We start from the raw sequence: 24,282 nt of genomic DNA on the forward strand, positions 1-24,282 counted from the left end.
GGCCGGCTCTGAGCCGGCCTTTTCTCTGTTCGCGATCGCCTGGATCTCAGTACTTGCGGACGATCGGGGCCGGGATGGCCTGCACGGGATTGTCCCAACGATACTTGATCGAGGCGGAGATGATGTCGACGTCGGAGTCCACATTGGCGGCGAACACGACGCCGCGCGTGGCGAAGGTCGGGTTGCCGGGAGCGATGTTGATGTCCGTATTGCCCACGGGGAAGATGTGGGTGTAGCCGAGATCGAAGGCGAGCTTGTCGCTCCAGTTATAGGTCGCGCCGAGCGAAACCCACAGACGATCGGAGTCGGGCAGGCGCGGGTTGCGGTTCTCGAGGTCGATCGGCGAGATTTCGTAGCCGAGGCCGGCGCGGACCGTCCAAGCCGGATTGATCATATACTCGCCGCCGACCGAGAGGAACCAGCCGTCGTCATAGTCGAGCGGCAGGTAGGGCGCCTGCGCCAGAAGCCCTCCGGTGAGCTCGTTCCGGACCCGCGGGAAGCCGAGACGGCTCCAGTTCGTCCACTCCGCCGTCGCGTGCAGGGTGAAGGCGTCGGTGATCTTCTGGCTCACGCCGACGGAGACCGATTCCGGCAGCATCAGCTTGGCCTTGATCGGCACGCCGAAGTACTGGAAGTTGCCGTCGAGCTCGTGCTCGACGCCGGAGCGGAAGCCGATGCCGATCGAGGTGCCGGCGAACGGGGTCAGGGTCGCACCGACGCTGTACCCGATGCCGAAGCTGTCACCCTCGAGGCCGGCGCTCGGAACGAACGGGTTCGGGTTCGTCGCCGTGGGGCCGACCGCCGAGAAGTAGCGGACCTTGAAGTACTGGCCGCGGATGCCGGCACCGATCGAGAGCCAGTCGTTGACCTTGTAGCCGATGGTCGGCTCGGCCTCGAACGAGAACACCGACGTGGTGCGCGCATAGAGCTGCCCGGACCAGAACGGGTTCGGCTTCGTCACGAGGCCGAAGGGCGCGCCCGTGTAGAGGCCGACCCAGAGCCGGTCGTTGATCTGGTAGCTGGTATAGCTGGCGGGCAGGAAAGCGTCCTGGCCGATGTCGCCCGATGCGCCCAGCGCGGTCAGGCCGGCCGGCAGCGTGTAGACCGGGGTGACATCCGTCCGCGGAATGATGAGGGAGCCGTGCCACTCGCTCTGCCAGCCCGGCTGCATGGTGATCGTCGCCGGGTTCCAGAACATCGAGGACAGGTCGCCCGATCCGGCCGCGACGCCCGCGAAGGAGAGGCCCTGCCCGCTCGCGCTCTGCTCGCGCAGCGCGAAGGCACCGGCATGGGCGCCACCCTGGGCGCTGACGAGCGCGGCGAGGGAAACGGCAGCCAGGGTCAAAGTACGATTGAAACGGCTCATGGAAGCTTCCTGCCCTTGAAGGACTATCTTGATTTGATCGCGGAGAATCCCCGCGTTGGTTTCCACTCTGCCAATGCTTTAATTCTGCCGCAATCACTTAATGACGCGGCAACACGTTCACTCAACTTCGAATATGGAACAGAATTAACTAAATATACGGGCTCGTTTACTTAACGTCTCCTGTGAGATTTCATAGAACAATCTCTATTGTTCATATGTAAACCAATGTATTTCGAAGCACCGGAATACCAGCCCCAGGAAGGGCTGGTGGACTGCCGGTTGTATGTTTGTCTGCCCTCGTGGCAAAACCGCAACATGTTCGCGCCCAGTTCCGCATTGCCCCCGCGCCCTGATCTGGCTCATAAGATCACAGCCGTTACGACAGGAGCGCTTGATGAAGCTGGTGCGATTTGGAGATGCTGGGCGGGAGAAGCCCGGTCTGGTCGATGCGAATGGACAAATTCGGGACGCGTCGAGCCTTGTCCCCGATATCACGGGGCAGACACTGACGTCGGAGCACCTCGCCCGCCTGAGGCAGGCTGATCCCTGCACCCTGCCGGCCGTTCCTGCCGGCCAGCGGCTCGGCCCCTGCGTCGGCAACGTGCGGAACTTCATCGCCATCGGGTTGAACTATGCGGACCATGCCGCCGAGACCGGCGCTCCAATCCCGGCGGAGCCGATCGTCTTCAACAAGGCGCCGTCCTGCATCGTCGGACCGAACGACAACGTGATCATTCCCCGCGGCTCGCAGAAAGCCGACTGGGAGGTCGAGCTCGCGATCGTCATCGGCGAGCGCGCGTCCTATGTGGGCGCCAACGAGGCGCTGGATTTCGTCGCCGGCTACTGCGTCTGCAACGACGTTTCCGAGCGCGAATACCAGCTCGAGCGTGGCGGCACCTGGACCAAGGGCAAGGGTTGCCCGACCTTCGGCCCACTTGGCCCCTGGCTCGTGACCAAGGACGAGATCCCGGACCCGCAGAACCTGTCCATGTGGCTCGACGTCAATGGCGAGCGGATGCAGACGGGCTCCACCAAAACCATGATCTTCAACGTGGCGCAGATCGTCTCCTACGTGTCGCACTTCATGATCCTGGAGCCGGGCGATGTCATCACGACCGGAACGCCTCCGGGCGTCGGCATGGGAATGAAGCCGCAGCGGTACCTGAAGGCGGGGGACATCATGACCCTCGGCATCGAGGGGCTGGGCGAGCAGCGCCAGCAGGTGGTCGCCTTCGAGGAGACGCCTCCAGACACCAGCCGCGCGAAGCGCTGACCTTCCCTCCCGTTGAGTCTATCGAGGGCGGACCGGATTGGTCCGCCCTTTCGTTTAGGCCATCTGCGCATCGACCAGGCCGCGATTTGACATAGTGCAATCCGGATCGCTCCCGATCGCGTTATAGGAGGATCCTGGGCGCGGGATCTTCCGCCCGGCCGAGGCTGAACAGGGAAAGGCCTGCCCTCATGAAGCCGATGAACGACAGCCACTTGGCTATACTGCGCCGGCACATGGTCGAGGTCGTGGCGATCCACGCCGACTTGGCCGGCGACGAGATCGGCAGGGCCGTCCTGGACGAGCGCGTGCTGGAAGCGATGCGGCAGGTCCCCCGGCATCTCTTCGTTCCGACGCAGCTGGCGCCCTTCGCCTATCAGGACATGCCCCTGCCGATCGGCTTCGACAAGACGATCTCACAGCCCTTCATCGTGGCGCTCATGACCGATCTCCTCTCGCCGCAGCCGCACGAGAGCGTTCTCGAAGTGGGGACGGGACTGGGGTACCAGACAGCCCTTCTCGCGAGACTTGCCGGGCATGTCTGGAGCATGGAGGTCGTCGAGGAATTCGCGAGCCATGCGGAGGAGCTTCTCCGCAGCCTCGACTACACCAACGTGACGATCCGGGTCGGCGACGGGTCGCGCGGCTGGAGCGAGCATGCCCCCTTCGACAAGATCGTGGTGAGTTCGGCGGCCGAGGAGGCGCCTCCGGCACTGCTCGATCAGCTCAGGCCCGGAGGTCGTCTCGTGATGCCGATCGGTCCGGAGGAAATGCAGTGGCTCTGCGTGTTCGACAAGGACGAGAGCGGCCGTGCCGCCAGCCACGACATCATGGCCGTGCGCTTCAGCCGCCTCGAAACGGTGGTCTGAGAAGCGCCTGCGGGTCCTGATGCTCTCAGCGAAGGCCCTGCCGGTCCATCGTGTTGAGCAGGTTCACGAGCGAATCGGCATCCTCGAAGCTGATCCCCGTCAGGACGAGGTCATCGAGGATGACGGGGCGGCCCGTGCCTACGTCGTAGACGGTCCAGCCGGTTCTGTCGGCTCGCATGTCGTATCGCATACGGCGAAGTTATAGCGGGCAGGATGGCAGAATGAGGGCCGTACGGTCACGTTCGTGCTCATCGGCCCACATTTCGGAGCGCGTCAGATCAGTCCGAGCATGAGCTGGATGTTCTGCACGGCCGCCCCTGAGGCTCCCTTTCCGAGATTGTCGAGGCGCGCCACCAGGACCGCGTGGCGGTAGCTGTCATGCCGGAACACGCGCAGCTCCATCCGGTCGGTGTCGTTGAGCGCTTCCGGCTCCAGACGCTCGACCTTCTTGTCCTGCGCGGTCGGGACGACGCTGACGAGACCGCCCTCGCCGTAGTGCTTCACGAGAGCAGCCTCGAGATCGCCGGCGCTCGGCCTGCCGGGCAGAAGATCGAGGTGCAGCGGCACGCTGACCAACATGCCCTGGCGGAAATTCCCGACGGACGGAATGAAGATCGGCCGCCGGGTGAGGCCCGTGTACTTCTGGAGCTCCGGCACGTGCTTGTGCTCGAAACCGAGGCCGTAGAGCTCGAAGGCGGGAGCGGTCCCGGCCTCATAGGACTCGATCATCGAGCGGCCGCCGCCGCTGTAGCCGCTGACGGCATTCACGCTGATCGGGAAGTCCGCCGGGACGAGACCGGCATCGATCAGAGGACGGACCAGCGCGATGGCGCCGGTCGGATAGCAGCCAGGGTTGGCGACCCGGTCGGCGTTCGAAATGGCCGCCCGCTGCTTCGGCTCCAGTTCGGCAAAGCCATAGACCCAGCCCGGGCTGACCCGGTGGGCCGTGCTGGCGTCGAGCACGCGCGGCCCCTTCCCGCCCATGGCGTCCACCAGCCCCACGGTCTCACGGGCGGCATCGTCGTGAAGGCAGAGCACCACCAGGTCCACCTCGGCCAGGATGTCCCGCTTGGCGGCCGGATCCTTGCGCAGCTCGGGCGCGATGCTCCTGATCGAGATGCCCGGAACGTGCAGGAGGCGCTCGCGGATGCCGAGCCCGGTCGTCCCCGCCTCGCCGTCGATGAAGACCGTCCGGGTCGTCTGCCCGAGGTCCGCCGCGTTCTTGGTCATGGTCGTCATAGCCGATCCGATCCGTCTGTCAGGTCGCTGATATAAGGCACAATGGCACTTGGGGCCAAAGGGTTCTGGAGCAACAAAAAAGCCGCGCTAGGGGCGCGGCTCGCGGAAGTGGTCTGGACTTCAGACAGCCCTCATCGCGATCGCGCCGGAGCGGTGATCGTGCGGCGTCGGATCATGGCGGCGAGGGTCAACATGGCTCGATCTATGATGCGCGGCAGGCTTCCTGTCAAGGAAGCGTGGCCTTATGAGGCCAGGAAAAGGCCTGAGCCGCCCGGAGCTGAGGGCGCAAAAAGAAAGGGTGGCCTGAGCCGCCCTTTCCGAAGAGTAAATCCGGAGCGCTTAGCGCTTCGAGAACTGGAAGCTGCGGCGAGCTTTTTTCTTGCCGTACTTCTTGCGCTCGACGACGCGGGCGTCGCGGGTCAGGAAGCCTTCCTTCTTGAGCGGGCTGCGGAGCTCCGGCTCATAGTGGGTCAGCGCCTTGGCGAGGCCGTGGCGGACCGCGCCGGCCTGACCGGAGAGGCCGCCGCCGTTGACGTTGACGACGATGTCGTACTGGCCGTCACGGTTGGCGATCTGCAGCGGCTGCGACAGGATCATGCGCAGCACCGGACGGGCGAAGTAGACCTCGACCGGGCGGTCGTTGATCACGATCTTGCCCGAGCCGGGCTTGATCCAGACGCGGGCGACCGCGTCCTTGCGCTTGCCGGTGGCATAGGCGCGGCCCTGGGAGTCGAGCTTCTGGACGTGCTTCGGAGCTTCCGGAGCGACAGGCTGGGCGTTCTGGCCCAGATCGGCGAGAGACTGGAGGGTCGCCATGATTAGACTCTCACGTTCTTGCTGTTGAGGGCAGCGACGTCGAGAACTTCGGGCTGCTGAGCGGTATGCGGATGCTCAGCGCCGCCGTAGACGCGCAGGTTACCCATGATCTGACGGAAGAGCGGGCCGCGGGGAAGCATGCGCTCCACAGCCTTCTCGACCACGCGCTCGGGGAAACGACCCTCGAGGATGAAACGCGCGGTGCGCTCCTTGATGCCACCCGGATAGCCGGTGTGGTGATAGTACACCTTCTGCTCGCGCTTGCGGCCGGTGAACACCACCTGATCGGCGTTGATGACGATGACGTTGTCGCCGCAATCGACGTGGGGCGTGTAGTTCGGCTTATGCTTGCCGCGCAGGCGCATAGCCACGACCGAAGCGAGACGGCCCACGACGAGGCCCTTCGCATCGATCACAACCCACTTCTTCTCGACCTCGGCGGGCTTCAGCGAAGTAGTAGTCTTCATCGCGCTGTTTCCCGTTGGAGCCATCAGGCTCTGGTTCTGAAAACGACAAACCGCCGCGAGATGCGGCGGCGAGTGACGGCTGAATAGTGTGAAAGGCACCGCAAGTCAACAGCGATTTGGAAGCCAAAGAGCAGCAAAAATCCTTATTCTGCAAGGAGTTTAACGGCTGCGGTATCTAAATACCGCAAATGCGGTAAAATAATACCACACGCCGGTTCCGCACCCGTTGAAGCCCGGTACGGCCAGGCTTATCGTGGCGGCAAACGAGGAAAGGAATCGCCCTCATGGTCGGCCAGATCGTCTTTTACACCCATCCGATGTCGCGGGGACGAGTCGTCCGCTGGATGCTCGAGGAACTCGGCCAGCCCTACAGGACGGAGGTGCTGGGCTACGGCACCTCCATGAAGGATCCCGCCTACCTCGCGATCAACCCGATGGGGAAGGTCCCAGCCATCGTCCATGGCGACACGGTGGTAACCGAGGGAGCGGCGATTTGTGCCTATCTGGCGGATGCGTTCCCCGACGCAGGCCTTGCGCCGCCCCCGCGCGATCCCCGCAGAGGCCCCTATTACCGCTGGATGTTCTTCTCCGCCGGCCCGCTCGAGGCCGCGTTGACCAACAGGTCCCTCGGTTTCGAGATCCCGGCCGAGCGTAAGCGGATGATGGGCTACGGCTCCGTCGAGGACGCGGTGAACACGATGGAGCATGCGGTCTCCCAATCCGAGTACATCGCCGGCGACCGGTTCACCGCCGCCGACGTTTATGTCGGCTCCCATATCGGCTGGGGCATGATGTTCGGCAGCCTGGAAAAGCGGCCCGCCTTCGAATCCTACTGGAGCCGGATCAGCAACCGTCCGGCGGCTATTCGGGCCCGTGAAATCGACGACGCGCTGGCGGCGGAGGAGCAGGCTCGGGCAGCTTCCTAGGCCGGCATGGCGGGCGCCCCCTCTATCCCCGATCGGGGATCGAGTAGGTCCCGGTCGCGTGACAGACGAGATCGTCGCTGCCTTCGGAACAGATTGACGCCTCGCCGACCGCGAGGCGCTTGCCGAGCTTCAGGAGGCGGCATTCGGCTATCAAGGGCCGCTGCCCCGGCTTGCGCATGAAGTTGAAGTTCAGGTTGGTCGTCACGGCCAGTCCAACCGGGCCGATATGGGCCAGGATCACCGCATAGAGCCCGAGATCGGCCAGCGCCATCATGGACGGACCCGACAGGGTGCCTCCGGGGCGCAGGTGCCGCTCGTGGTAGTCCATCCTCACCCATGCCGTCATCGGACCGACGGCATCGACGTGATAGGTGCGGCCGCCGAAATGGAGCTGCGGGAATTCCCGGTCGAGGAATTCCGACACCTCGTGCCTGGTCATGATCGGATGATGAGTGGTCATTCTCGGTCGATGCTCATTGAACTGCCCTGCCCTATCCCATACGTTTCGCTCATGAACCACGACAATTATCCGAACGATTACATCCGCGGCATCCTGCAGAGCGTGAAGACCATCGCGCTCGTCGGGGCCTCGCAGAACCAGGCGCGTCCGAGCTGGATCGTCATGAAGTATCTGCTCGACCGCGGCTACGACGTGATCCCGATCAATCCGGGTCTCGCCGGCGGAGAACTCCTCGGCAAAAAGGTCTACGGCAGGCTCTCGGACATTCCCCATCCGGTCGACATGGTCGAGATCTTCCGCAATTCCGAGGCCGCCGGGCCGATCACCGACGAAGCACTCGCTCTCGATCCCCTGCCCAAGGTGATCTGGATGCAGCTTTCCGTCCGCAACGACGCGGCGGCCGAGAAGGCGGAGGCCAAGGGGCTCCAGGTCGTGATGGACCGCTGTCCCAAGATCGAATTCGGCCGGCTCTCGGGCGAGATCTCCTGGCAGGGCGTGAACTCACGGATGCTGAGCGCGAAGAAGCCCGTGCTTGCCGGAAAGGGCTTTCAGAAGCTGAGCCTGAACCGCCCGAAATAAGGCTCCTTGACGGGCGAACGATCCGTTCTTTAAATAGAACGAGATCTTTATAACACGCCAGAAAGGTGCCTGTGATGACTGACCGCCTGCCCGGGTTCAACACGCTTGCCGTTCACGCAGGTGCCGCACCGGATGCGGCCACGGGCGCCCGCGCGACGCCGATCTACCAGACTACGTCGTTCGTCTTCGACGACGTGGACCACGCCGCTTCCCTCTTCGGCCTCCAGGCCTTCGGCAACATCTATTCCCGCATCGGAAACCCGACCTGCGCGGTGCTGGAAGAGCGCGTCGCCGCCCTCGAAGGCGGAACGGCAGCCCTCGCCGTCGCCTCGGGCCACGCGGCGCAGTTCCTGGTGTTCCACACCCTGCTCCAGCCCGGCGACGAGTTCGTCGCGGCGCGCAAGCTCTACGGCGGCTCGATCAACCAGTTCAACCACGCCTACAAGAATTTCGGGTGGAACGTGGTCTGGGCCGATTCCGACGATCCTTCGAGCTTCGAGGCGGCCATCACGCCCAAGACTAAGGCGATCTTCGTGGAATCCATCGCCAATCCGGGCGGTGTCATCGTCGACCTCCAGGCGATTGCGGCCATCGCCAAGAAGCATCGAATCCCGTTCATCGTCGACAACACGATGGCGACACCCTACCTGATCCGCCCCTTCGAGCACGGCGCCGACATCATTGTGCATTCGGCCACCAAGTTCCTGGGCGGGCACGGCAACTCCATCGGCGGCCTGATCGTGGACGGCGGCTCGTTCAATTTCGCCGGCGACGACCGTTATCCAATGCTGTCGAAGCCGCGGCCCGAATACGGCGGGATGGTGCTGGGCGAGACCTTCGGCAATTTCGGCTTCGCCATCGCGTGCCGCGTGCTCGGCCTGCGCGACCTCGGACCGGCCCTGTCGCCGTTCAACGCCTTCATGATCCTGACCGGCATCGAGACCCTGCCCCTGCGCATGCAGCGCCATTCGGACAACGCCCTCGCCTTAGCCGAGCATCTGGCCAATCACAGCAAGGTGTCCTGGGTGAGCTATCCGGGTTTGCGCACGGACCGCTACCACAACCTCGCGAAGCAGTACTGCCCCAAGGGCGCGGGCGCGGTCTTCACCTTCGGCCTGAAGGGGGGATACGAGGCGGGCGTGAAGCTGGTCTCGAATCTGAAGCTGTTCTCGCACCTGGCCAATATCGGCGACACCCGGTCGCTCGTCATTCACCCGGCCTCGACGACCCATCGCCAGCTCACGGACGAGCAGAAAACCCAAGCCGGCGCGGGTCCGGAGGTGGTGCGCCTGTCCATCGGCATCGAGGACAAGGAAGACCTGATCGACGACCTCAATCAGGCTCTGGACGCGGCATAAGACGCCGCGTCCCTCATCGAAAGGGCACCAGGGCCCGTTCCTCAGGCGGCAGCCGAGGAGCGGGCCTTTTTGTAGGCGTTGTGAATGGCGCTGAGGCTGCGGTCGAGCGCCGTCCAGAGGCGGCCGATCTCCTCGGCGCCCTGGGAGCCGGGCTCGTATTCGTTGGCGCCCTCGCCCGTCGAGAGCGACAGGGACAGCTCGCCGCGATGGGTGATCTGGCCAGACCAGACCGGGACCTTCAGGGCGTTCAGCGCACCGCGGGCATCGGCAACCACCGGAGCCTCGGCCTCACCGCGCTTCGGCGGAGCGGCGTTGATGACGGCGGCATAGGGCTTGCGCAGCTCGCGGGCGATATGAACCGTGTCCTGGAGCGCCGCGATGTCGAACAGGCTCGGACGGGTCGGGATGATCACGAGCGTCGCATGCTTGATCGCCTCGGCGACGATCGGCGACTTGAGCGGCGGCGTGTCGACCAGGGCCCACTCATAGCCGTCGCGCTTGGCTTCCTTCAGGGTCTCGGCAAGGTTGCGGACCCCCCGCTTCAGGGTCAGCTCTTCCTGGTTGCGGAGCCCATGCCACAGGGACAGGGAGCCCTGCGGATCCGCATCGACCAGAAGAGTGCGACGCGTAGGTCCGGCGATGTAGGTCGCCAGTTGAGCAGCAAGCGTGCTCTTACCCGAGCCACCTTTTCGCGAAGCAAAGACCAGCACGTTCATGCCTGACTCCCAATAGTTTGGTTCCTACAGCTGGGCGCAACCCACCGAATGCCACCCTAACACTGTTCCTGTTTAACAGAACAATGTGCGAGTTGCTAATTCGTCTTGACATCCGTCTGTGCATATCCGACCGCAGCGCCGATGGGAAGAAAGTCGGAGCCTTCCGGAAGGTTTCAAGGACGGGCACAGAAGCAATGTGGATGTTCTCATAGGCCGTACGGCCCTGCAAAACGGTCGAACGGGCACGCCTAGGAGAGGAGAACGCCGCTTTCGTGCCAGGCCGCGCGACTGAGAACTGATTCGGAATCGGCCGATTAGTCCTTCGCAGAATTGGTGATCTCGACGGTTCTACTGACGTGAACGCCCCAATTATTGAACCCGATGCCGGGTCGAAAGAGCCTCGACTGTCTATGGAGCGGTGTTGAGCCCGAATACCTCGGACATAGGCAGCCGTTCATCATTCGTTCATTTGATAAGTATTTTCCGAACACCGATCTTGCCCTTGGGAACCACTCTTATGCTTCGCCGTTTAGTCCCCGACCTTAACGTCAAGGAGTGGCTCACATGTCCAAGAAGATTCTTCTCGCCGGTGCCGTGCTTGCGGTTCTCGCGCCCGCCGGCGCTTTCGCTCAGTCGTCCGCTGGCGGCGCTGCTGCCGGTGGTGCCACCGGCGCTGCCGCCGGTGCCATCGTCGGCGGCCCGATCGGCGCTGCAGTCGGCGGCGTGACCGGCGCGATCGTCGGCGGCCTCGCCAGCGAGCAGCAGCCCCGCTTCCGCCAGTACGTGGTTCAGCAGAACGTGCCGTCCTATCGCTATCAGGAAGAGGTGCGCGTCGGTGCCGTCCTACCGTCCTCGGGCGTCGAGTACTACGAGGTCCCGGCTGAGTACGGCGTGAAGAACTACCGCTATACGGTCGTCAACGAGACGCCGGTCCTGGTCGAGCCGGGCACCCGTCGCATCGTGCAGATCGTTCGCTAAGCGAAAAGATCCTTCAGCGAAGGCGGCCCTTTGGGCCGCCTTTTGCTTTGGGGCTAAGGCCGGCTGACTCGTGCGTGAACCACCGCCATGGCGAGGACGACCATGGCGAAGACCTGATGCGCCAGGCCGGCCCAGAGCGGCACGACCAGGAGCAGCGTGACGATGCCGAGCACCATCTGGGCCAGGGTGAGGCCTGCGAGGGCCGTCGCCCGACCGGCGTAGCGCGACCCGGCAGATTCCCGTCGCGCCGTCCAGGCGTGCCAGACCGCGATGGCGACGATTCCATAAGCCACCAAGCGGTGGTTGAACTGAACCAGAACCACGTTGTCGACGAAGTTCTCGATCCAGGGGCTGACGGCGAACAGCGCCGAGGCCGGCGGCACGACGGCGCCGTCCATGAGCGGCCAAGTGTTGTAGGTAAAGCCCGCTTTCGAGCCCGCCACGAGGCCGCCGAGCACGATCTGCAGCATCACCAGGCCGACGAGCACGGCCGGCCCCGCTCCAACATGGACCTTGCGGATGGGATCGGGTCGTGGGTTCAGGCCGGCAGCCACCCAGACAAGGCAGGCGAGGATGAGGCTGGCGATTGTCAGGTGCAGGGCGAGCTTGATCGGCGCCACCGCCGTCATGCCCGGCTCCAGGCCAGATGCCACCATGATCCAGCCGACCGCGCCCTGGAGACCGCCGAGAGCGCCGATGCCCAGGAGCGTGAGCGCGAGGCGCCCCCTGATGGCGCCCCGGGCCCAGAACCAGGCCAGCGGAATAAAGAACACGAGCCCGATCAGGCGGCCCAGCTGCCGGTGTCCCCATTCCCACGCATAGATGAACTTGAACTCGGACAGGGTCATGCCCTTGTTCATCAGCTCGTACTGGGGAATCTGCTGATACTTCTCGAACTCGGCCGTCCAGGCCTGCTCCGTCAGGGGCGGAATGGCCCCGGTGACCGGCTTCCATTCGGTGATGGAGAGGCCGGATCCGGTGAGGCGGGTCGCTCCTCCGACCGCCACCATGGCGATGACGAGGGCCGCGAGGATGTAGATCCACGTCCGAACGGCCGACAGGGAATTGGTCTGGGGGAGGCGCGCCAGAGGCATGCTCTCCGTGGAGGCTGCGACAGCCATGCTCACACTCGCCGTCAATTTAAGGCTTGAAGCCAGGATCGTGCCTGTCACATAGAGATTGCTTCTGCCGGAAGCAATCAATGCCGGTGACGCACCCGTGCTTCACGGGACCGACGAGAGGTTTTCAGACGATGGGAATGGGCACACGCAAGCTGGTCGGGACCGTGGTGATGCTGGTCTTCATCGGCTTCTACGCGCTGTTCGCCATGGCGGTGGCCGAGGGGCGTATCCGCGATGCGTCCACCGCCGTGCAGACGATCGTCTATATCGTGCTGGGCCTGATCTGGGTCGTCCCGATGCTGCCGCTCATCCGCTGGATGAACAAGCCCGACAAGGCCTGAGCCCTGCCGCCATGCGGCCTCGCCGCTGAAGCGTCGGACGTCGCTCGCAAATCGGAACGGTTAGGCGGTGGACGTCGTCAGGCGCCGCCGATGCCCTCGAGAACGACGCCGGTGCCGCCGCAGGTCGGGCAAGACGTCAGGCCGATGCGGCCCTTCCCCTTGCATTCCGGACAGATGTTCTCGCCCACGCCGGGCGTTCCGGGCTCGCCCTGGTCGCCCGGATTGACGTTGGTCGTGTCCGTCTCGGTCTGAGCATTCTTGTTCATGGCTGGCCTCGTGCAGACGCCGTCCCCTGCTCAACGCGGGACCGGAACCCGAGTTGCATGGCAACGGAGCCTCATCCGGCCTGTGAAAAAGGCCCGCTGGGGGCGGGCCTTCCTGGAATTCTTAGCGGCAGATCCGGCGGCGGCGCTGCTCCCAGCCCCAGCCCGGAACCCACTCGCTGTAGCGCTCCGTGTAGCAGCGCTCGACATAGACCGGGCGAGGCGGAGGGGCATAATAGACCGGCTCGCTCTCGACGTAGACCGGCGGGGGCGACGGGGGCGGAGCGACGTAGACAGGCGCAGGCGCGGCATAGGCCGGGCTCTGGGACGCCGCGATGGCGCCGCCGACGGCGAGACCTCCGAGCACGCCGATCGCGGCAGCCGCTCCGGGGGATAGGCGATCGCGGGCTGCGGCCGGCTCGACCGCGGCCAGGGAGGTCACAAGCGCCAGGGCGGCAGCCGTACCAGACGCAAGACGGAAGATCTGCATGATCGTCACCTTCGATTCCTCGTGAAGGCGCGGAACGCCTCCGGTTCGGGAATCGGTATAGCCGGCGAAACCTCTCTGGAAGCTGAACGAAATATGGCAAAGCTCGCCCGGCGCCGTCGAACACCGAACATGGTTACCATTTCGGAAAGCCCTTCCCTGCCCAATTGAGCTTAATCCACGGCCGTTCGCAGCGGCACGGACAGCAGGACCCGGATGAGATCGGCCTGTCGGTTGGTGTCGGTCTTGCGGAAGAGATTTTTGAGGTGGAACACCACCGTGGTCTGCGCCACGTCGAGTTCCTCGGCGATCTGGTCGAGACGCTTGCCGTCGATCAGCATCAGGGCAACGCGCGTTTCCGATGGGGTCAGATTGTAGAGCCGGACAAGCGTATCGCCGGAAACCTTGGTGCGCTGCTCCGTATCGATCACCAGAAGTACGATCGCGTCGGGCTTCTCCTCTGGGGAGAAGCGCTGTCCCGGAATGAGTACTAGGTAGGGCCGTCCACCGGACAGCCGCTGGAAGGAGACGATCTCGTCGTCGAACTCCCGCAGAAAGGCCTTGCGGATCCCATCGTAGAGCTTCGTGTTCTGCTTCGGCACGGCGCCTCTGATCACGCCTTCGGAAATCCCGAGGCCGTCATCCTCCGCGAGAATGCGTTCGGCCTCCTTGTTCATGAGCTTCACGCCGCCATTTTCGTCCACGATCACGACGCCGACGAGGAAGCGGTCGAAGGCGAAGGTCGCCTTGTAGAGGGCCTCCACGGTCCGCCCGCGGGAGGACTTCAGGATCTCCTGCCAGGCCTCCTCGGCGCGCTGGACGGCGCCGGACTTCACGCGCTCCACCTGGTTGAGGCGGGCCGCAATGGTGGCGAGCAGGATCTCGTAGTCGATCGGCTTCACCAGGTAGTCGTCGGCGCCCGCCTGCTTGCCGACGAGCACGTCGTTGCGGTCGGCGAGCGCCGTGAGGAAGATGAACGGCACGTCCGCGAGTTCACCCTGCTCCCGCATCGCCCGGAGCACGTCGTAGCCGCCCAGACCCGGCATGGTGATGTCGCACAGCACCAGGTCGGGCCGGTTGTGCTCCAGCACGGTGAGAGCCTCGCTTCCGTTGGCGGCCTGCAGCACGCGGTAGTCGGCAGCCGCCAGTTCCTCGGCGAGGTCCGTCCGGAGATCGTCCTCGTCCTCGATGCACAAGATCGTTTTCTGCGCGTTCATCTGTTTCAAGCCACTCATGCTGCCTCTTGCGCCTCATCGGCCGGCGAAACGGGCAAGTCGAAGGTAAAGAGAGACCCGGCGGCCTCGTAGCTCTCGACCTGAATCTCGCCGCCATGCAGATGCATGATCTTCTGCGCGAAGTTCAGGCCGATCCCGGTGCCGGCGATTCCGGTTGCGGTCCGGGCCCGATAGAAGCGATCGAAGATCTTTTCGATCTCGTCCGCAGGAATGCCGATGCCCCAATCCCTCACCGAGCAATAGGCGCGGGCTCCGTCGGTCCAGATCTTGACCTCGGCCACAGGCGTATCGCCCGAATACTTCACCGCATTCGAGAGAAGGTTCATGACGACCTGCTCGATGAGCATGCTGTCGCAATAGACCTGGACGGGCGTCTCCGGCGCGACGAAGCGGATGTCCGCATGGGTGCTCACCTCGCGCTGCCGCTCGCAGATTTCGGCAACCAGGTCGACGAGGTTGCAGGAGGCGGGATTGAGCTCGATGCGGCCGGCATCCAGCCTCGCGGCGTTGAGGACGCTCTCGACGAGGCGCGTGAGGCGGCCCGTCGCGTTGCGGATGCGCTGGACGCGCGTGACGAGTTCGTCCTGAGTGATGTTCTGTCCGCGCCGGAGGATTCTCTGAGCGCTCGAATCCAGGATCGCGAGGGGCGTGCGGAACTGGTGGGACACCATCGAGACGAAGCTGCGATAGGCGTTGGTCGTCTCCCGCTCGCGGTCGAGCGCGGATTGCAGCGCCTGCGCCGCCTGCTTGTAATGGGTAATATCCGTCAGGCGGACGAAGATGGTCCCGCCATCGGCTCGCGTGACCGAAAGGTGCACCCATACGCCCTTGCGCATCAGGAGATCGAGCTCGATCCGGTCGAACTCCGTGTCGCCCTGGAGAAGCCGCGGGTCGGCTCCTTCGCACATGGCGAAGCACCGCAGGAAGACCGGCAGAGTCATCTCGTCCTTGCACCAGAGCGCGATGGGGTCGGCGGCCCAGATCTGCTCATTGGCGAAGAGGAGCTTGCCCGTCGCCTCGAAGGCTGCGAACCCGTCGGGAGCGGTCTCGATGGCGGCGATCAGGCGGCGCTCGGCCTGACGCAGGGCGGCGGTGCGTTGCAGGACCTTGATCTCGAGGTCGAAGTTCTGGCGTTCCGCCTGCTTGCGGGCGAGCCACTGCTCCGTGACGTCGCGGATGAACGCGATGCCGAGCTTGCGCTCGGCCATGTTGAGCGGAAAGCAATTGATTTCGAGGCACCGCTCATGCCCGGTCGGGAGCGGCGTGTCGTCTTCATAGACGGTGCTCTCGCCCTGGATTGCCTGATTGAGCGACTGGACCGTCTCCGCCTTGCCGAAGAGCGGATCGAGATGCGGAAGGTTCTGCCCGACCGTGTCGTCGGGCTTGAGCCCGAGCAGCGCCTCCATCCCGGGGTTCCAGAGCAGGCAGTTCAGGCGCTCGTCGAAGATGACGATGCCCTGGTTGCTGATGTTGTTGATGACGAGATCGGAGAGTTCCTGCTCCTGGCGCAGGAGGCGCCGCGTCTCGTTGGCCTCCTGCATGCCCTTGAACAGGCGCAACAGAAGGAAGGACGCACTGATCACGATGCCGATGATGAAGGCGAGACTCTCGAAGACGACGCGCAGATACATGTTGCGCGTCATGGCCCCCTGCTCGCGGTTGAGGAGCATGACCTTGTTGGCGGCCTGGCGCAGTTCCAGGGCGAGTTCGGCGGCCTGCCCCCTTAGGTTCGAGGCTCCCTGAGCGTCGAGGCCGTTTGCGACGATGGGCTCCGCGAGCGAGAGCTCAAGATAGGACTGCTTGAGCGCGCTGAGCATTCCGACCCGGTGGATGATCTGGGCCTGGGGCCCCTCCAGGAGGACGGTCATGCGGCTCATGAGAATGGCCAGCCTGAACCCGGGCTCCGATTGGGGATCCGCGGCCGGCTCGCCCGCCATTTTTCTGGTCAGGCTTTCGGCGAAGAGAGCTGCCTCGAACTGGGTCTGGGTGATCTGCCAGAGGTTCGTATGCGTATCCTCGCTGCGAAGGTCACTCTCCACATTGAGAAGGCGGGCGACGGTGAAGACGAGGCAAGCCACGAGCCCGGCGATCGCCACCAGCGTGACGAGGGACGTCCTGTAGCTTTGCAGGTTGAGCTTCATTTTATTCAACGTGCAGTCGGATCAGCTGCCAGATCCAGCGGGAATCGTACCGCTGGTCCTGCAGGACCTTATGGGCGTCGCGCGGATAGACGACCCAGAGCGGCCCCTTATCCCTCAGCGTCAACGGCCGGCCGTTCGCCTGCATGGCGATGAGCGGCTCATATTGAAGGTCGTCGAAGGGGATATCGACCTCGTAAGCGTTGGCGGCCGCGGCACGCATGACCTTGCCCTTGGCGCTGACCCTCCGGAGCACGGCTTCGAGCGGCACTCCTTCATAGCGCTGCATGTCCTCGCTGAGGACTGTATGCGTCTCGATCGAGGCGGAGCCGAGGTCGTCCAGCATTGCCTTGTCGAACCTGGCTTCGCCGGGAGCGTTGGTCTGCTCGATCGCGCCGGTGACGGTCAGCAGCACGGGTCCGGTCGGCTCCGGAAGCCGCTCGGACGCATGGCCGACCACTCCCCATCCGAGGAGAGCGGCGATGGCGATAGTCAGCCTCAGGTAACGCATGGGCCCCCACTTTCGGAGAGTTTATAACAAAACGATTTGGGACTTTGAAGGTCCTTTCCGTGCAAACTAAGGGGTATTTCGTAAAGTTGGCACAAGCAAAAGCGAGATTCCAAGATCGGGGAACCGGAGCGAATCCACCGCGGCTCTCCCGGAGCGAAAGAGCCGATCCCGCTTCGACGGCACCGATCCGACCGAGACTTTCGACGGACCGCCTGCTCCTGCAACCGAGGCCAAGGCGCGGCGTGCAATACAGCTACCTCACAATACTGTTATCGGCGGCGGGAATACTGGATGGGATGCGCCTCGCGCCCGAGGGCTCGGTGAATTTCCACATTGCTCTTCAGACACCGAGAACACTTCGGACCTTCTATTGTCGACCGCTGCGCTCATGATCGGCTCCGCTACGGAATAGCTTTGCAATACAAAGCTCAGCCGTTATATTGCGCGCGGCATTCCCGGCCGGGTCTCCCGGCCGTTCCGAAGGAGTTCTTCATGCGCAAGTTCGTTGCCGTCCTGGTCGGCGCGGCCACCCTGGCCTCGGCGGTGCCTGCCGTCGCAGCCCCTCTCGAGGGTCTTCCCCTCCCCGACCTGCAGGCAGTCTATCCCAACGAAGGCTACACGCAATACTACTACCGTCGCGGCTACTATTATCCGCGCCCCTATTATTATCGCCGCTATGACAATGGAGGGGCCGTCGCCGCAGGCGTCGCGGGCCTGGCGGCCGGCGCACTGATCGCAGGCGCCATCGCCAACCAGGCGCAGGCCCAGCCGGCCGCTCCTCCGCCTCCCGGCACCGTGAGCCCGTCCGTGGCCGCCTACTGCGCACGGAAGTACCGCTCCTACGATCCGGCGACCGGCACGTTCCTCGCCAACAACGGCATGCGTTACGTCTGCACCTACCCGTAACGGGCAGGACCAGCGGCATAGCCTGTGCAAGCGGAAGAGCCGTCGCGGAAACGCGGCGGTTTTTCGTTTCTGCCGAAGCCTGAAAATGGGAACGGCACCGCGAGGGTGCCGTTTCTGTTGCTAGGCTTTCCCGAGCCCCGGATGGTTACGCCGCGAGGCGAACCGCACCCATGTCAACGTTGTCGTTGGCATTTGTGAATGTGCACTATCAAGGCCGTAGCTCAGCCTAATCGCAGCCCAGTCCTTACTGCGCCCAGTCGAACCCAAGTCGCCCCCTCCAGAAGCCGACCCAGCAAAGTGCGCCCGATCGGCTCGTGGTGGAGGCGGCGGGAATTGAACCCGCGTCCTGAACGCCTATGCCACTAGGCCTCTACGATCATAGCCGGGCAAAACCCGACACCCCTCATATAGGCATTCCGACGACCCTTTGCCAGTGTTCGGAGGCCCTGCCGAACCGTTCGCCAGACGCCGGCAATTTGCGCAATCGTTGCCGCCCAGAGCGGCAGACCAGACTGTATGTTGCGTTGTTCTGCCCCATGGTCCGCGTAGGATGAAGGGGCTGTGGCGGTCCTCCTTCACGGCCCACGCCCCGGCCAAGGGTCGATTGAACGCAATGTGATCCCTTGGCCGGGGCGCCCAATCCTCTCACGGCGCCGGACGCCCTATATTACCTTGCGGTAGGTGACGTCGTCCGCAGCACCGACGGACGAGAGCCGAGAGGGCGAGCATCATGGCCGAGGCGCGGATCGGAATACGCATCGCGGAGGATCGTCAGTCCGTCACCCTGTCGGTCGGTCCCGTCGGCGGTGATGGCCTGCCCCTGGAGCTTTCCCTCGACCAGCTCACCAGCCTGATCGCCTTGCTGGGGGAGACCCGCGCCCGCATGGTCGAAGGCCTTCCGACCGGCACCCTCGAAGGCAAGAGCATCCGGACCGTCATGGATCCGAACTGGTATGTCCAGGTCGCCCAGATCGACGGCTCCCTCCTGGCCTTCGACCACCCGGCCTATGGTCCGGTCGGCTTCGCAATCCCGCGCAAGGACGTCGCCCGGATCGTGAAGCTTCTGAGTGCCCATCTGGCGCTGCCCGAAGGCTCGCCCGAGAAGCAAAGCTAAGCGTCGGGAGGGTTCCACTCACGGCCGACGCCGTCCGGACGCCCCTGCCCCGACATCGACCACCGAAACGTCGACCGTCTGGGAGCGCCCGTCGCGCAGGATCGTCAACGTTACCGTCCCTCCGACGCCGGCCTGCTCGAGCTGATCCGTGAGGTCGGCCAGTCTGCGCACGGGAGCGTCGTTCACGCCCGTGACAACGTCCCCGATCCGGCCTGCGGGACCGATCCCGCGCAGGCCCGCCCTGTCGGCCGGCGAGCCCGGCGCCACACCCGCGACGATCACACCGTTCACCCCGAGTTGAGCCGTGACGCTCTCGTCAGCGGCGAGGATCCCGATACCAGGGGTCGGCACCCGACCGTTCCGGATCAATTCCGGCACAACCCGGTTCACGACATCGACCGGGATCGCGAAGCCGATCCCTGCATTCGTTCCCGAGGGCGAGAAGATAGCGGTGTTGACGCCGATGAGCCGTCCGGCGGAGTCGAGGAGCGGACCTCCCGAGTTGCCGGGATTGATGGCGGCGTCGGTCTGGATCACGTCTGCGATCTCACGCCCGCCGCTCGTCGGCAGGCGGCGCTTGAGGGCGCTGATGATGCCCGTCGTAAGCGACTGGTCGAGGCCGAAGGGATTGCCGATCGCGAAGGCCGCCTGGCCGACCTTGAGATTCGCGGACGTCCCGACCGCGACGGGCGGAGGAAAACTGCCGCGGCGGTTGAGGCGCAGAACGGCAAGGTCGTAGTTGGGAGCTTGCCCCACCACGTCCGCCGACACGACGTCTCCGTTCGAGAGGCGCACCGCGAAGGTGCTCCCCTCGCCGACCACATGGTCGTTGGTGACCACGTGCCCGGCCGGGTCCCAGATGAACCCGGTTCCGGAGGACGTTGCCCCGGTCCCTTGCTGGAACTGCGCTTCTCGCGACAAGGCCACGACCTGGACCACGGACGGTGCGGCAGACTCGAAAATCCGGATGGTCGTCCGTTCGAAATCGGCAAGATCGCCGCGCGGCGCGGGCGGGCGTGGCTGCCGTGCAGCAAGAAGATAGGTGTTCAGGTAGGGTTGGGCGACGAGGATCGCGAGAAGGACCGCGATCACGACCATCAATGCGCGGGTTGTCCGATCCTGCATGCCAGGCATTGCCTTTCAGACGAGATGGCAAATCTCCAGATCCTGCGAGGAGAATATGTCCTCCTCGACGGCGGTAACCAGGGGCTGCCGGGCCAGCCCCAGCCATAAGTCGCACCGTGTGCCCGGAGGAGATCTGAATCGATGAAGCATATCCTGGCCGGAGCGTTGGCTGGCTGCCTGGCTCTGGCATTCTTCACCCCCTGGGCGAGCAGCTACGCCCAGGAGAATGGCCGCCCGGTCGTCGTCGAGGCGCTGGAGCACGGCTTCAGCGGCTTCTTCCTCCTGACCACGACCGGGGACGGAAACTACGACGTCTTCCAACGGGTGGAGGACGGCCTCGGGATCCCCGAAACCGGGAACGCGGTCTGCCTGTTCCACGAGACCTGCTACCTGGAAATCGCTCACCTGCCGCGAGAGATGGTCGGCCAGTACGATGGAGGCGGAAGCAATCTCGGGCCCGTACGCCTGCGCGCCAGCGTCGTCCGCGATGCCTACGCGACGCTGCGCATGGCCGGTCCCGACAAACGCTCGACCTCGGTCGACGCCTGGCACGACGCGATCAGCCGATTTGACGCATGTCTCCGAAACGGCGCGGATTGCTGATGTCCGGCAAAGCTCGCTCCCGCAGCGCAAGCGGACTGTGCGGCAAGAACGAAAACGGCCGGGTCGCTGAAGCTGACCCGGCCGTTCTTAGAGCGGTGATACTGACGAGATGTCAGATCTCTTTGACGTTGGTCGGGCAGGCGGGATTTGAACCCACGACCCCTAGTCCCCCAGACTAGTGCGCTAACCGGGCTGCGCTACTGCCCGTCACTTCTCCGCTCTAGGCGATTCTGAACGTCAGCGCACCCATTTTCGAGGCCTTCGACCGCTGATCTCCAGACCAGGGTATCGGCCAGGGTGACGCTGCGCCCCGGTTGAGGCGCCATATAAGCCGATGCGGCGCCGGAAGCAATCTCTCGATGCGAGAAAGTGCGGATCTATTCGCCCATGGGGGTTTCCGCCGGGGCCCGCAGGGTGGTGAGCACGCGGTCGCATTCGAGCAGCTCGCGCAGCGCAGCTTCGAGATTCTGCCGGATTGCCGGGGTGAGGACGCCGGCCGCAGCGGGGACTCGCATCGATGCGGGCACAGGAGGGGCTTCACCACCCTCCTCTGGGACGTCGTCGGCCTCGGTTTCCGGCACAGGCTCGCCATGTTGGGGCGCCGACACGCTCTGCTCGCCGCGGCCGATGGCCTGCACGAAACGAACGCCCTCGCTCTTCAGGATGCGCTGGACGCCGCGGATCGTGTAGCCCTCGCCGTAGAGAAGATGCCGGATCCCCTTCAGGAGGTCGATGTCGTCCGGCCGGTAGTACCGGCGCCCGCCGCCGCGCTTGAGGGGGCGGATATGGTTGAAGCGGGTCTCCCAGAAGCGCAGCACGTGCTGCGGAACGTCGAGATCCTCGGCCACCTCGCTGATGGTGCGGAACGCACTGGGGCTTTTGTCCATGGCGCCGCTCGCCCTCGCTGGGCTCAGTCTTCGCTCTCGGCTTCTTCGCCGTTGATGCGAGCCTTGAGGACGTTCGACGGCTTGAAGACCATGACCCGGCGGGGATCGATCGGCACCTCGACGCCGGTCTTCGGGTTACGGCCCACGCGCTCTCCCTTGCTCCTGACGATGAAGGAGCCGAAGGAGGAGAGCTTCACGGTCTCGCCGGCCGCCAGACAATCGCAAATTTCCGCCAGAACCCGTTCGACCAGCTCGGCCGATTCGGTCCGCGACAGGCCGACCTTCTGGTAAACGGCCTCGCTCAAATCCGCTCGTGTGACTGTCTTGCCCGCCATGAACGCTCCCCAGCGCCTGAATTCGATCTTTTCCGTTAACCGTAGCGACGACGCTATGCAGATGGCATCCCACGGTCAACCGTTCAGGAGACGATAAACCATACCCCGCAATCGAAGCAGGAACGTCTACCATCGGATCAGAGCGCTGCCCCAGGTGAAGCCGCCGCCGATCGCCTCGATCATCACGAGATCGCCCTGCTTGATCCGTCCGTCCTTGCAGGCCGCATCGAGCGCGAGGGGAATCGACGCCGCCGACGTGTTGCCATGCCGGTCGACGGTGATCACCACCTTCTCGGGTGCGATCCCCAGCTTGTCGGCGCTCGCGGTGATGATGCGCTTGTTGGCTTGGTGCGGCACGAACCAAGCAAGGTCTTCCGCCGTCGTGCCGGTCGCGTCGAACGCGTCTCGGACGACATCCGTCACGGAACCGACGGCGAAGCGGAAGACTTCCTTGCCCTCCATCTTCAGAACGCCGGTGGTCTTGGTCGAGCCTGGGCCGCCGTCGACATAGAGCTTCTCGCGATAGCGCCCGTCCGAGCGCAGATGCGAGGTGAGCACGCCCCGGTCGGCGGAGGTGCCCTCGCCTTCCTGCGCTTCGAGAATGATCGCTCCGGCGCCGTCGCCGAACAGCACGCAGGTGGTGCGGTCCTCCCAGTCGAGGATGCGCGAGAAGGTCTCCGCACCGATCACGAGCGCGCGTTTGTGCGAGCCCGACGCCAGGAACTTGTCGGCGGTCGCTACCGCATAGACGAAACCTGTGCACACCGCCTGCAGGTCGAAGGCGGCGCCGTGATGCATGCCGAGACCGGCCTGGATCATGGTGGCGGTCGACGGGAACGTGTAATCCGGCGTGGAGGTCGCGCAGACGATCAGGTCGATGTCGGCAGGCGTCATCCCCGCATTGGCAAGGGCGGCTTCTGCGGCCTTGATGCCGAGCACCGAGGTGGTCTCGTCGTCGGCTGCGATGTGGCGGGTCTCGATCCCCGTGCGCTGCACGATCCATTCGTGCGAGGTTTCCACGAACTTCTCCAGATCGCGGTTCGAGACGACGCGTCTCGGCAGATAGGAGCCGACGCCGCGGACGATGGAACGGGTGCGTTTCAAGCTGTTGCCCTTCTCAGGCCGGTTGACCGACCGGATCATGCTCCAGCATGGTCCGGATCGTCTTCATCAATTCGAAATGCGCCATGTCGTAGGCGACATCGATGGCGCTGGCGAAGCCGAGATTGTCGGTGCCGCCATGACTTTTCACCACGACTCCCTCGAGGCCCAGGAAGACCCCGCCGTTGACCTTGCGCGGGTCCATCTTGTCCTTAAGAGCGTTAAAGGCCTGTTTCGCGAAGAGGTAGCCGATCTTCGCCATCAGGGTGCGGCTCATGGCGGAGCGCAGGTACTCGCCGATCTGCTTGGCCGTGCCTTCGGCGGTCTTGAGGGCGATGTTGCCGGTGAAGCCCTCGGTGACGACCACGTCGACGGTGCCCTTGCCGATGTCGTCCCCCTCGACGAATCCGCGATAATCGAGGTTCGGCAGGTTGGCTTCCCGCAGGATGCGGGCCGCTTCCTTGACCGTCTCAAGGCCCTTGATCTCCTCGGTGCCGACATTGAGAAGGCCAACGGAAGGCCGCTCCAGGTCGAAGACGATCCTGGCCATGGCGGCGCCCATGATCGCCATGTCGACCAGATGCCCCGCATCGGCGCCGATCGTGGCGCCCACGTCGAGCACGATGCTCTCGCCCCTCATGGTCGGCCACATGGCCGCAATCGCGGGGCGCTCGATATGCGCCATGGTCTTGAGGCAGATCTTCGCGGTGGCCATGAGAGCGCCGGTGTTGCCCGCCGAGACGGCCGCATCGGCCTCCTTGTCCCTCACGGCCTGGACGGCCCGCCACATGGACGACTTGCCGCGGCCCATGCGGATGGCCTGGCTGGGCTTCTCGTCCATGGAGATCGCAATGTCCGTGTGCCGGATCTCGGTGACCTCCTTGAGCCTCGGATGGGCGTTCAGGAGGGGAGCAACGATCTCCTCGTTGCCGAACATCAGGAACTGGATGTCGGGGTGACGCTCGAGTGCCAATGCCGCGCCCGGGATGACGACCGAGGGGCCGTGATCCCCGCCCATCGCATCAAGCGAAATACGCACCGGCTTTGGCATGAGACGCAGTTTCTTTCAGC

28 protein-coding genes, 1 tRNA gene and 1 other RNA gene are annotated in these 24,282 nt (G+C 64.4%); 10 read left to right on the plus strand and 20 right to left on the minus strand.

Translation table 11 applies throughout. The features are described from left to right. Nucleotides 1–46: 46 nt before the first annotated feature. On the minus strand, nt 47–1,366 hold the full coding sequence (locus DES45_RS08300; protein ID WP_114769532.1) for an OmpP1/FadL family transporter: 1,320 nt from the start codon (nt 1,364–1,366) through the stop codon (nt 47–49). Between the two features lie 394 nt (nt 1,367–1,760). Between DES45_RS08300 and DES45_RS08305 the strand changes: the two genes are divergently transcribed. Together DES45_RS08305 and DES45_RS08310 are read left to right on the plus strand one after the other, a co-directional pair. Next, nucleotides 1,761–2,639 (plus strand): fumarylacetoacetate hydrolase family protein, encoded by an 879-nt coding sequence (locus DES45_RS08305; protein WP_114769533.1) that lies wholly within the window; start codon nt 1,761–1,763, stop codon nt 2,637–2,639. 188 nt (nt 2,640–2,827) lie between these two features. Next, nucleotides 2,828–3,505 carry a protein-L-isoaspartate(D-aspartate) O-methyltransferase gene (locus DES45_RS08310; RefSeq protein WP_114769534.1) on the plus strand — a complete coding sequence of 226 codons (678 nt, stop codon included), beginning with the start codon at nt 2,828–2,830 and terminating at the stop codon, nt 3,503–3,505. 25 nt (nt 3,506–3,530) lie between these two features. On the opposite strand, the gene DES45_RS25080 is transcribed toward DES45_RS08310, so the two are convergent. From DES45_RS25080 to rplM, 4 genes are all read right to left on the minus strand, one after another. Continuing rightward, nucleotides 3,531–3,683, minus strand: coding sequence for a hypothetical protein (locus DES45_RS25080; RefSeq protein WP_170151430.1), 153 nt, complete (start codon nt 3,681–3,683; stop codon nt 3,531–3,533). 95 nt (nt 3,684–3,778) lie between these two features. After that, a complete protein-coding gene (argC, locus tag DES45_RS08315) occupies nt 3,779–4,735 on the minus strand; it encodes an N-acetyl-gamma-glutamyl-phosphate reductase (protein ID WP_114769960.1) in 957 nt (318 codons plus the stop codon). 348 nt (nt 4,736–5,083) lie between these two features. Next, nucleotides 5,084–5,560 carry a 30S ribosomal protein S9 gene (rpsI, locus tag DES45_RS08320; RefSeq protein WP_114769535.1) on the minus strand — a complete coding sequence of 159 codons (477 nt, stop codon included), beginning with the start codon at nt 5,558–5,560 and terminating at the stop codon, nt 5,084–5,086. 2 nt (nt 5,561–5,562) lie between these two features. Further along, on the minus strand, nt 5,563–6,027 hold the full coding sequence (gene rplM, locus DES45_RS08325) for a 50S ribosomal protein L13 (protein WP_114769536.1): 465 nt from the start codon (nt 6,025–6,027) through the stop codon (nt 5,563–5,565). A 284-nt stretch (nt 6,028–6,311) separates the two neighbouring features. On the opposite strand from rplM, the gene DES45_RS08330 reads away from it, so the two are divergent. Beyond that, nucleotides 6,312–6,953: a glutathione S-transferase family protein gene (locus DES45_RS08330; protein WP_114769537.1), complete on the plus strand. Its 642-nt coding sequence runs from the start codon at nt 6,312–6,314 to the stop codon at nt 6,951–6,953. Between the two features lie 22 nt (nt 6,954–6,975). Here the strand turns inward: DES45_RS08330 and DES45_RS08335 are convergent, their stop codons facing one another. Beyond that, nucleotides 6,976–7,413: a PaaI family thioesterase gene (locus DES45_RS08335; RefSeq protein ID WP_114769538.1), complete on the minus strand. Its 438-nt coding sequence runs from the start codon at nt 7,411–7,413 to the stop codon at nt 6,976–6,978. Nucleotides 7,414–7,464: 51 nt separating this feature from the next. Here DES45_RS08335 and DES45_RS08340 point away from each other — a divergent pair, with 51 nt between their 5' ends. Together DES45_RS08340 and DES45_RS08345 are read left to right on the plus strand one after the other, a co-directional pair. Further along, nucleotides 7,465–7,992 (plus strand): CoA-binding protein, encoded by a 528-nt coding sequence (locus DES45_RS08340; protein WP_245571615.1) that lies wholly within the window; start codon nt 7,465–7,467, stop codon nt 7,990–7,992. A gap of 74 nt (nt 7,993–8,066) precedes the next feature. After that, entirely contained in the window at nt 8,067–9,350 is a 1,284-nt protein-coding gene (locus DES45_RS08345; protein ID WP_114769540.1) for an O-acetylhomoserine aminocarboxypropyltransferase, read from the plus strand. A 41-nt stretch (nt 9,351–9,391) separates the two neighbouring features. Here DES45_RS08345 and DES45_RS08350 read toward each other — a convergent pair whose 3' ends face one another. After that, the gene (locus tag DES45_RS08350; RefSeq protein WP_114769541.1) at nt 9,392–10,066 is read right to left on the minus strand and encodes a ParA family protein; all 675 of its coding nucleotides are present in this window, start codon (nt 10,064–10,066) and stop codon (nt 9,392–9,394) included. 564 nt (nt 10,067–10,630) lie between these two features. On the opposite strand from DES45_RS08350, the gene DES45_RS08355 reads away from it, so the two are divergent. Continuing rightward, nucleotides 10,631–11,044 (plus strand): DUF1236 domain-containing protein, encoded by a 414-nt coding sequence (locus DES45_RS08355; RefSeq protein ID WP_114769542.1) that lies wholly within the window; start codon nt 10,631–10,633, stop codon nt 11,042–11,044. Between the two features lie 53 nt (nt 11,045–11,097). On the opposite strand, the gene DES45_RS08360 is transcribed toward DES45_RS08355, so the two are convergent. Next, entirely contained in the window at nt 11,098–12,138 is a 1,041-nt protein-coding gene (locus DES45_RS08360; RefSeq protein ID WP_245571669.1) for a COX15/CtaA family protein, read from the minus strand. A 164-nt stretch (nt 12,139–12,302) separates the two neighbouring features. Here DES45_RS08360 and DES45_RS08365 point away from each other — a divergent pair, with 164 nt between their 5' ends. Then, nucleotides 12,303–12,506, plus strand: coding sequence for a DUF2842 domain-containing protein (locus DES45_RS08365; protein WP_245571617.1), 204 nt, complete (start codon nt 12,303–12,305; stop codon nt 12,504–12,506). A gap of 77 nt (nt 12,507–12,583) precedes the next feature. Here the strand turns inward: DES45_RS08365 and DES45_RS08370 are convergent, their stop codons facing one another. The 5 genes from DES45_RS08370 to DES45_RS08390 form a co-directional block, all read right to left on the minus strand. Beyond that, complete coding sequence (locus tag DES45_RS08370) at nt 12,584–12,772, minus strand: hypothetical protein (protein WP_114769545.1); 189 nt, start codon at nt 12,770–12,772, stop codon at nt 12,584–12,586. Between the two features lie 121 nt (nt 12,773–12,893). Next, nucleotides 12,894–13,259, minus strand: coding sequence for a hypothetical protein (locus DES45_RS08375; protein WP_147282367.1), 366 nt, complete (start codon nt 13,257–13,259; stop codon nt 12,894–12,896). Nucleotides 13,260–13,429: 170 nt separating this feature from the next. After that, nucleotides 13,430–14,491: a helix-turn-helix transcriptional regulator gene (locus DES45_RS08380; RefSeq protein WP_114769547.1), complete on the minus strand. Its 1,062-nt coding sequence runs from the start codon at nt 14,489–14,491 to the stop codon at nt 13,430–13,432. Further along, nucleotides 14,488–16,632, minus strand: coding sequence for a sensor histidine kinase (locus DES45_RS08385; RefSeq protein WP_114769548.1), 2,145 nt, complete (start codon nt 16,630–16,632; stop codon nt 14,488–14,490). The genes DES45_RS08380 and DES45_RS08385 overlap by 4 nt, the downstream gene beginning before the upstream one ends. A 1-nt stretch (nt 16,633) precedes the next feature. Continuing rightward, nucleotides 16,634–17,140 carry a putative pterin-binding protein gene (locus DES45_RS08390; RefSeq protein ID WP_114769549.1) on the minus strand — a complete coding sequence of 169 codons (507 nt, stop codon included), beginning with the start codon at nt 17,138–17,140 and terminating at the stop codon, nt 16,634–16,636. Between the two features lie 492 nt (nt 17,141–17,632). Here DES45_RS08390 and DES45_RS08395 point away from each other — a divergent pair, with 492 nt between their 5' ends. After that, the gene (locus DES45_RS08395; RefSeq protein WP_114769550.1) at nt 17,633–18,046 is read left to right on the plus strand and encodes a BA14K family protein; all 414 of its coding nucleotides are present in this window, start codon (nt 17,633–17,635) and stop codon (nt 18,044–18,046) included. A 102-nt stretch (nt 18,047–18,148) separates the two neighbouring features. On the opposite strand, the gene ssrA is transcribed toward DES45_RS08395, so the two are convergent. Further along, nucleotides 18,149–18,483, minus strand: a transfer-messenger RNA (tmRNA) gene (ssrA, locus tag DES45_RS08400). A gap of 293 nt (nt 18,484–18,776) precedes the next feature. Between ssrA and DES45_RS08405 the strand changes: the two genes are divergently transcribed. After that, complete coding sequence (locus DES45_RS08405) at nt 18,777–19,160, plus strand: hypothetical protein (protein ID WP_114769551.1); 384 nt, start codon at nt 18,777–18,779, stop codon at nt 19,158–19,160. 18 nt (nt 19,161–19,178) lie between these two features. Here the strand turns inward: DES45_RS08405 and DES45_RS08410 are convergent, their stop codons facing one another. Beyond that, nucleotides 19,179–20,285: a S1C family serine protease gene (locus tag DES45_RS08410; protein WP_114769552.1), complete on the minus strand. Its 1,107-nt coding sequence runs from the start codon at nt 20,283–20,285 to the stop codon at nt 19,179–19,181. A 141-nt stretch (nt 20,286–20,426) separates the two neighbouring features. Here DES45_RS08410 and DES45_RS08415 point away from each other — a divergent pair, with 141 nt between their 5' ends. Beyond that, nucleotides 20,427–20,888, plus strand: a complete 462-nt coding sequence (locus tag DES45_RS08415; protein ID WP_114769553.1) for a hypothetical protein — start codon at nt 20,427–20,429, stop codon at nt 20,886–20,888. Between the two features lie 129 nt (nt 20,889–21,017). Here the strand turns inward: DES45_RS08415 and DES45_RS08420 are convergent. The 5 genes from DES45_RS08420 to plsX form a co-directional block, all read right to left on the minus strand. Further along, a tRNA-Pro gene (locus DES45_RS08420) sits at nt 21,018–21,095 on the minus strand. Nucleotides 21,096–21,265: 170 nt separating this feature from the next. Continuing rightward, on the minus strand, nt 21,266–21,775 hold the full coding sequence (locus tag DES45_RS08425) for a MerR family transcriptional regulator (protein WP_114769554.1): 510 nt from the start codon (nt 21,773–21,775) through the stop codon (nt 21,266–21,268). Between the two features lie 23 nt (nt 21,776–21,798). Beyond that, the gene (locus DES45_RS08430) at nt 21,799–22,110 is read right to left on the minus strand and encodes an integration host factor subunit alpha (protein ID WP_114769555.1); all 312 of its coding nucleotides are present in this window, start codon (nt 22,108–22,110) and stop codon (nt 21,799–21,801) included. Nucleotides 22,111–22,236: 126 nt separating this feature from the next. Further along, the gene (locus DES45_RS08435) at nt 22,237–23,214 is read right to left on the minus strand and encodes a beta-ketoacyl-ACP synthase III (RefSeq protein ID WP_114769961.1); all 978 of its coding nucleotides are present in this window, start codon (nt 23,212–23,214) and stop codon (nt 22,237–22,239) included. A gap of 13 nt (nt 23,215–23,227) precedes the next feature. After that, nucleotides 23,228–24,262 (minus strand): phosphate acyltransferase PlsX, encoded by a 1,035-nt coding sequence (gene plsX / locus DES45_RS08440; protein WP_114769556.1) that lies wholly within the window; start codon nt 24,260–24,262, stop codon nt 23,228–23,230. Nucleotides 24,263–24,282 lie beyond the last annotated feature (20 nt).

Source organism: Microvirga subterranea, from assembly GCF_003350535.1.
Taxonomy (GTDB): domain Bacteria; phylum Pseudomonadota; class Alphaproteobacteria; order Rhizobiales; family Beijerinckiaceae; genus Microvirga; species Microvirga subterranea.

Bases quoted from the DNA above. Each gene is read 5' to 3' on its own strand.
- DES45_RS08370 (WP_114769545.1), bottom strand. From the start codon at position 12,772: ATGAACAAGAATGCTCAGACCGAGACGGACACGACCAACGTCAATCCG.
- DES45_RS08385 (WP_114769548.1), bottom strand. From the start codon at position 16,632: ATGAAGCTCAACCTGCAAAGCTACAGGACGTCCCTCGTCACGCTGGTG.
- DES45_RS08405 (WP_114769551.1), top strand. From the start codon at position 18,777: ATGGCCGAGGCGCGGATCGGAATACGCATCGCGGAGGATCGTCAGTCC.
- DES45_RS08415 (WP_114769553.1), top strand. From the start codon at position 20,427: ATGAAGCATATCCTGGCCGGAGCGTTGGCTGGCTGCCTGGCTCTGGCA.
- DES45_RS08430 (WP_114769555.1), bottom strand. From the start codon at position 22,110: ATGGCGGGCAAGACAGTCACACGAGCGGATTTGAGCGAGGCCGTTTAC.
- DES45_RS08305 (WP_114769533.1), top strand. From the start codon at position 1,761: ATGAAGCTGGTGCGATTTGGAGATGCTGGGCGGGAGAAGCCCGGTCTG.
- DES45_RS08340 (WP_245571615.1), top strand. From the start codon at position 7,465: ATGAACCACGACAATTATCCGAACGATTACATCCGCGGCATCCTGCAG.
- DES45_RS25080 (WP_170151430.1), bottom strand. From the start codon at position 3,683: ATGCGAGCCGACAGAACCGGCTGGACCGTCTACGACGTAGGCACGGGC.
- DES45_RS08300 (WP_114769532.1), bottom strand. From the start codon at position 1,366: ATGAGCCGTTTCAATCGTACTTTGACCCTGGCTGCCGTTTCCCTCGCC.
- DES45_RS08390 (WP_114769549.1), bottom strand. From the start codon at position 17,140: ATGCGTTACCTGAGGCTGACTATCGCCATCGCCGCTCTCCTCGGATGG.
- rpsI (WP_114769535.1), bottom strand. From the start codon at position 5,560: ATGGCGACCCTCCAGTCTCTCGCCGATCTGGGCCAGAACGCCCAGCCT.
- DES45_RS08365 (WP_245571617.1), top strand. From the start codon at position 12,303: ATGGGCACACGCAAGCTGGTCGGGACCGTGGTGATGCTGGTCTTCATC.
- plsX (WP_114769556.1), bottom strand. From the start codon at position 24,262: ATGCCAAAGCCGGTGCGTATTTCGCTTGATGCGATGGGCGGGGATCAC.
- DES45_RS08395 (WP_114769550.1), top strand. From the start codon at position 17,633: ATGCGCAAGTTCGTTGCCGTCCTGGTCGGCGCGGCCACCCTGGCCTCG.
- DES45_RS08355 (WP_114769542.1), top strand. From the start codon at position 10,631: ATGTCCAAGAAGATTCTTCTCGCCGGTGCCGTGCTTGCGGTTCTCGCG.
- DES45_RS08375 (WP_147282367.1), bottom strand. From the start codon at position 13,259: ATGCAGATCTTCCGTCTTGCGTCTGGTACGGCTGCCGCCCTGGCGCTT.
- rplM (WP_114769536.1), bottom strand. From the start codon at position 6,027: ATGAAGACTACTACTTCGCTGAAGCCCGCCGAGGTCGAGAAGAAGTGG.
- DES45_RS08310 (WP_114769534.1), top strand. From the start codon at position 2,828: ATGAAGCCGATGAACGACAGCCACTTGGCTATACTGCGCCGGCACATG.
- DES45_RS08350 (WP_114769541.1), bottom strand. From the start codon at position 10,066: ATGAACGTGCTGGTCTTTGCTTCGCGAAAAGGTGGCTCGGGTAAGAGC.
- DES45_RS08345 (WP_114769540.1), top strand. From the start codon at position 8,067: ATGACTGACCGCCTGCCCGGGTTCAACACGCTTGCCGTTCACGCAGGT.
- DES45_RS08425 (WP_114769554.1), bottom strand. From the start codon at position 21,775: ATGGACAAAAGCCCCAGTGCGTTCCGCACCATCAGCGAGGTGGCCGAG.
- DES45_RS08330 (WP_114769537.1), top strand. From the start codon at position 6,312: ATGGTCGGCCAGATCGTCTTTTACACCCATCCGATGTCGCGGGGACGA.
- DES45_RS08360 (WP_245571669.1), bottom strand. From the start codon at position 12,138: ATGCCTCTGGCGCGCCTCCCCCAGACCAATTCCCTGTCGGCCGTTCGG.
- argC (WP_114769960.1), bottom strand. From the start codon at position 4,735: ATGACCAAGAACGCGGCGGACCTCGGGCAGACGACCCGGACGGTCTTC.
- DES45_RS08380 (WP_114769547.1), bottom strand. From the start codon at position 14,491: ATGAGTGGCTTGAAACAGATGAACGCGCAGAAAACGATCTTGTGCATC.
- DES45_RS08335 (WP_114769538.1), bottom strand. From the start codon at position 7,413: ATGACCACTCATCATCCGATCATGACCAGGCACGAGGTGTCGGAATTC.
- DES45_RS08410 (WP_114769552.1), bottom strand. From the start codon at position 20,285: ATGCAGGATCGGACAACCCGCGCATTGATGGTCGTGATCGCGGTCCTT.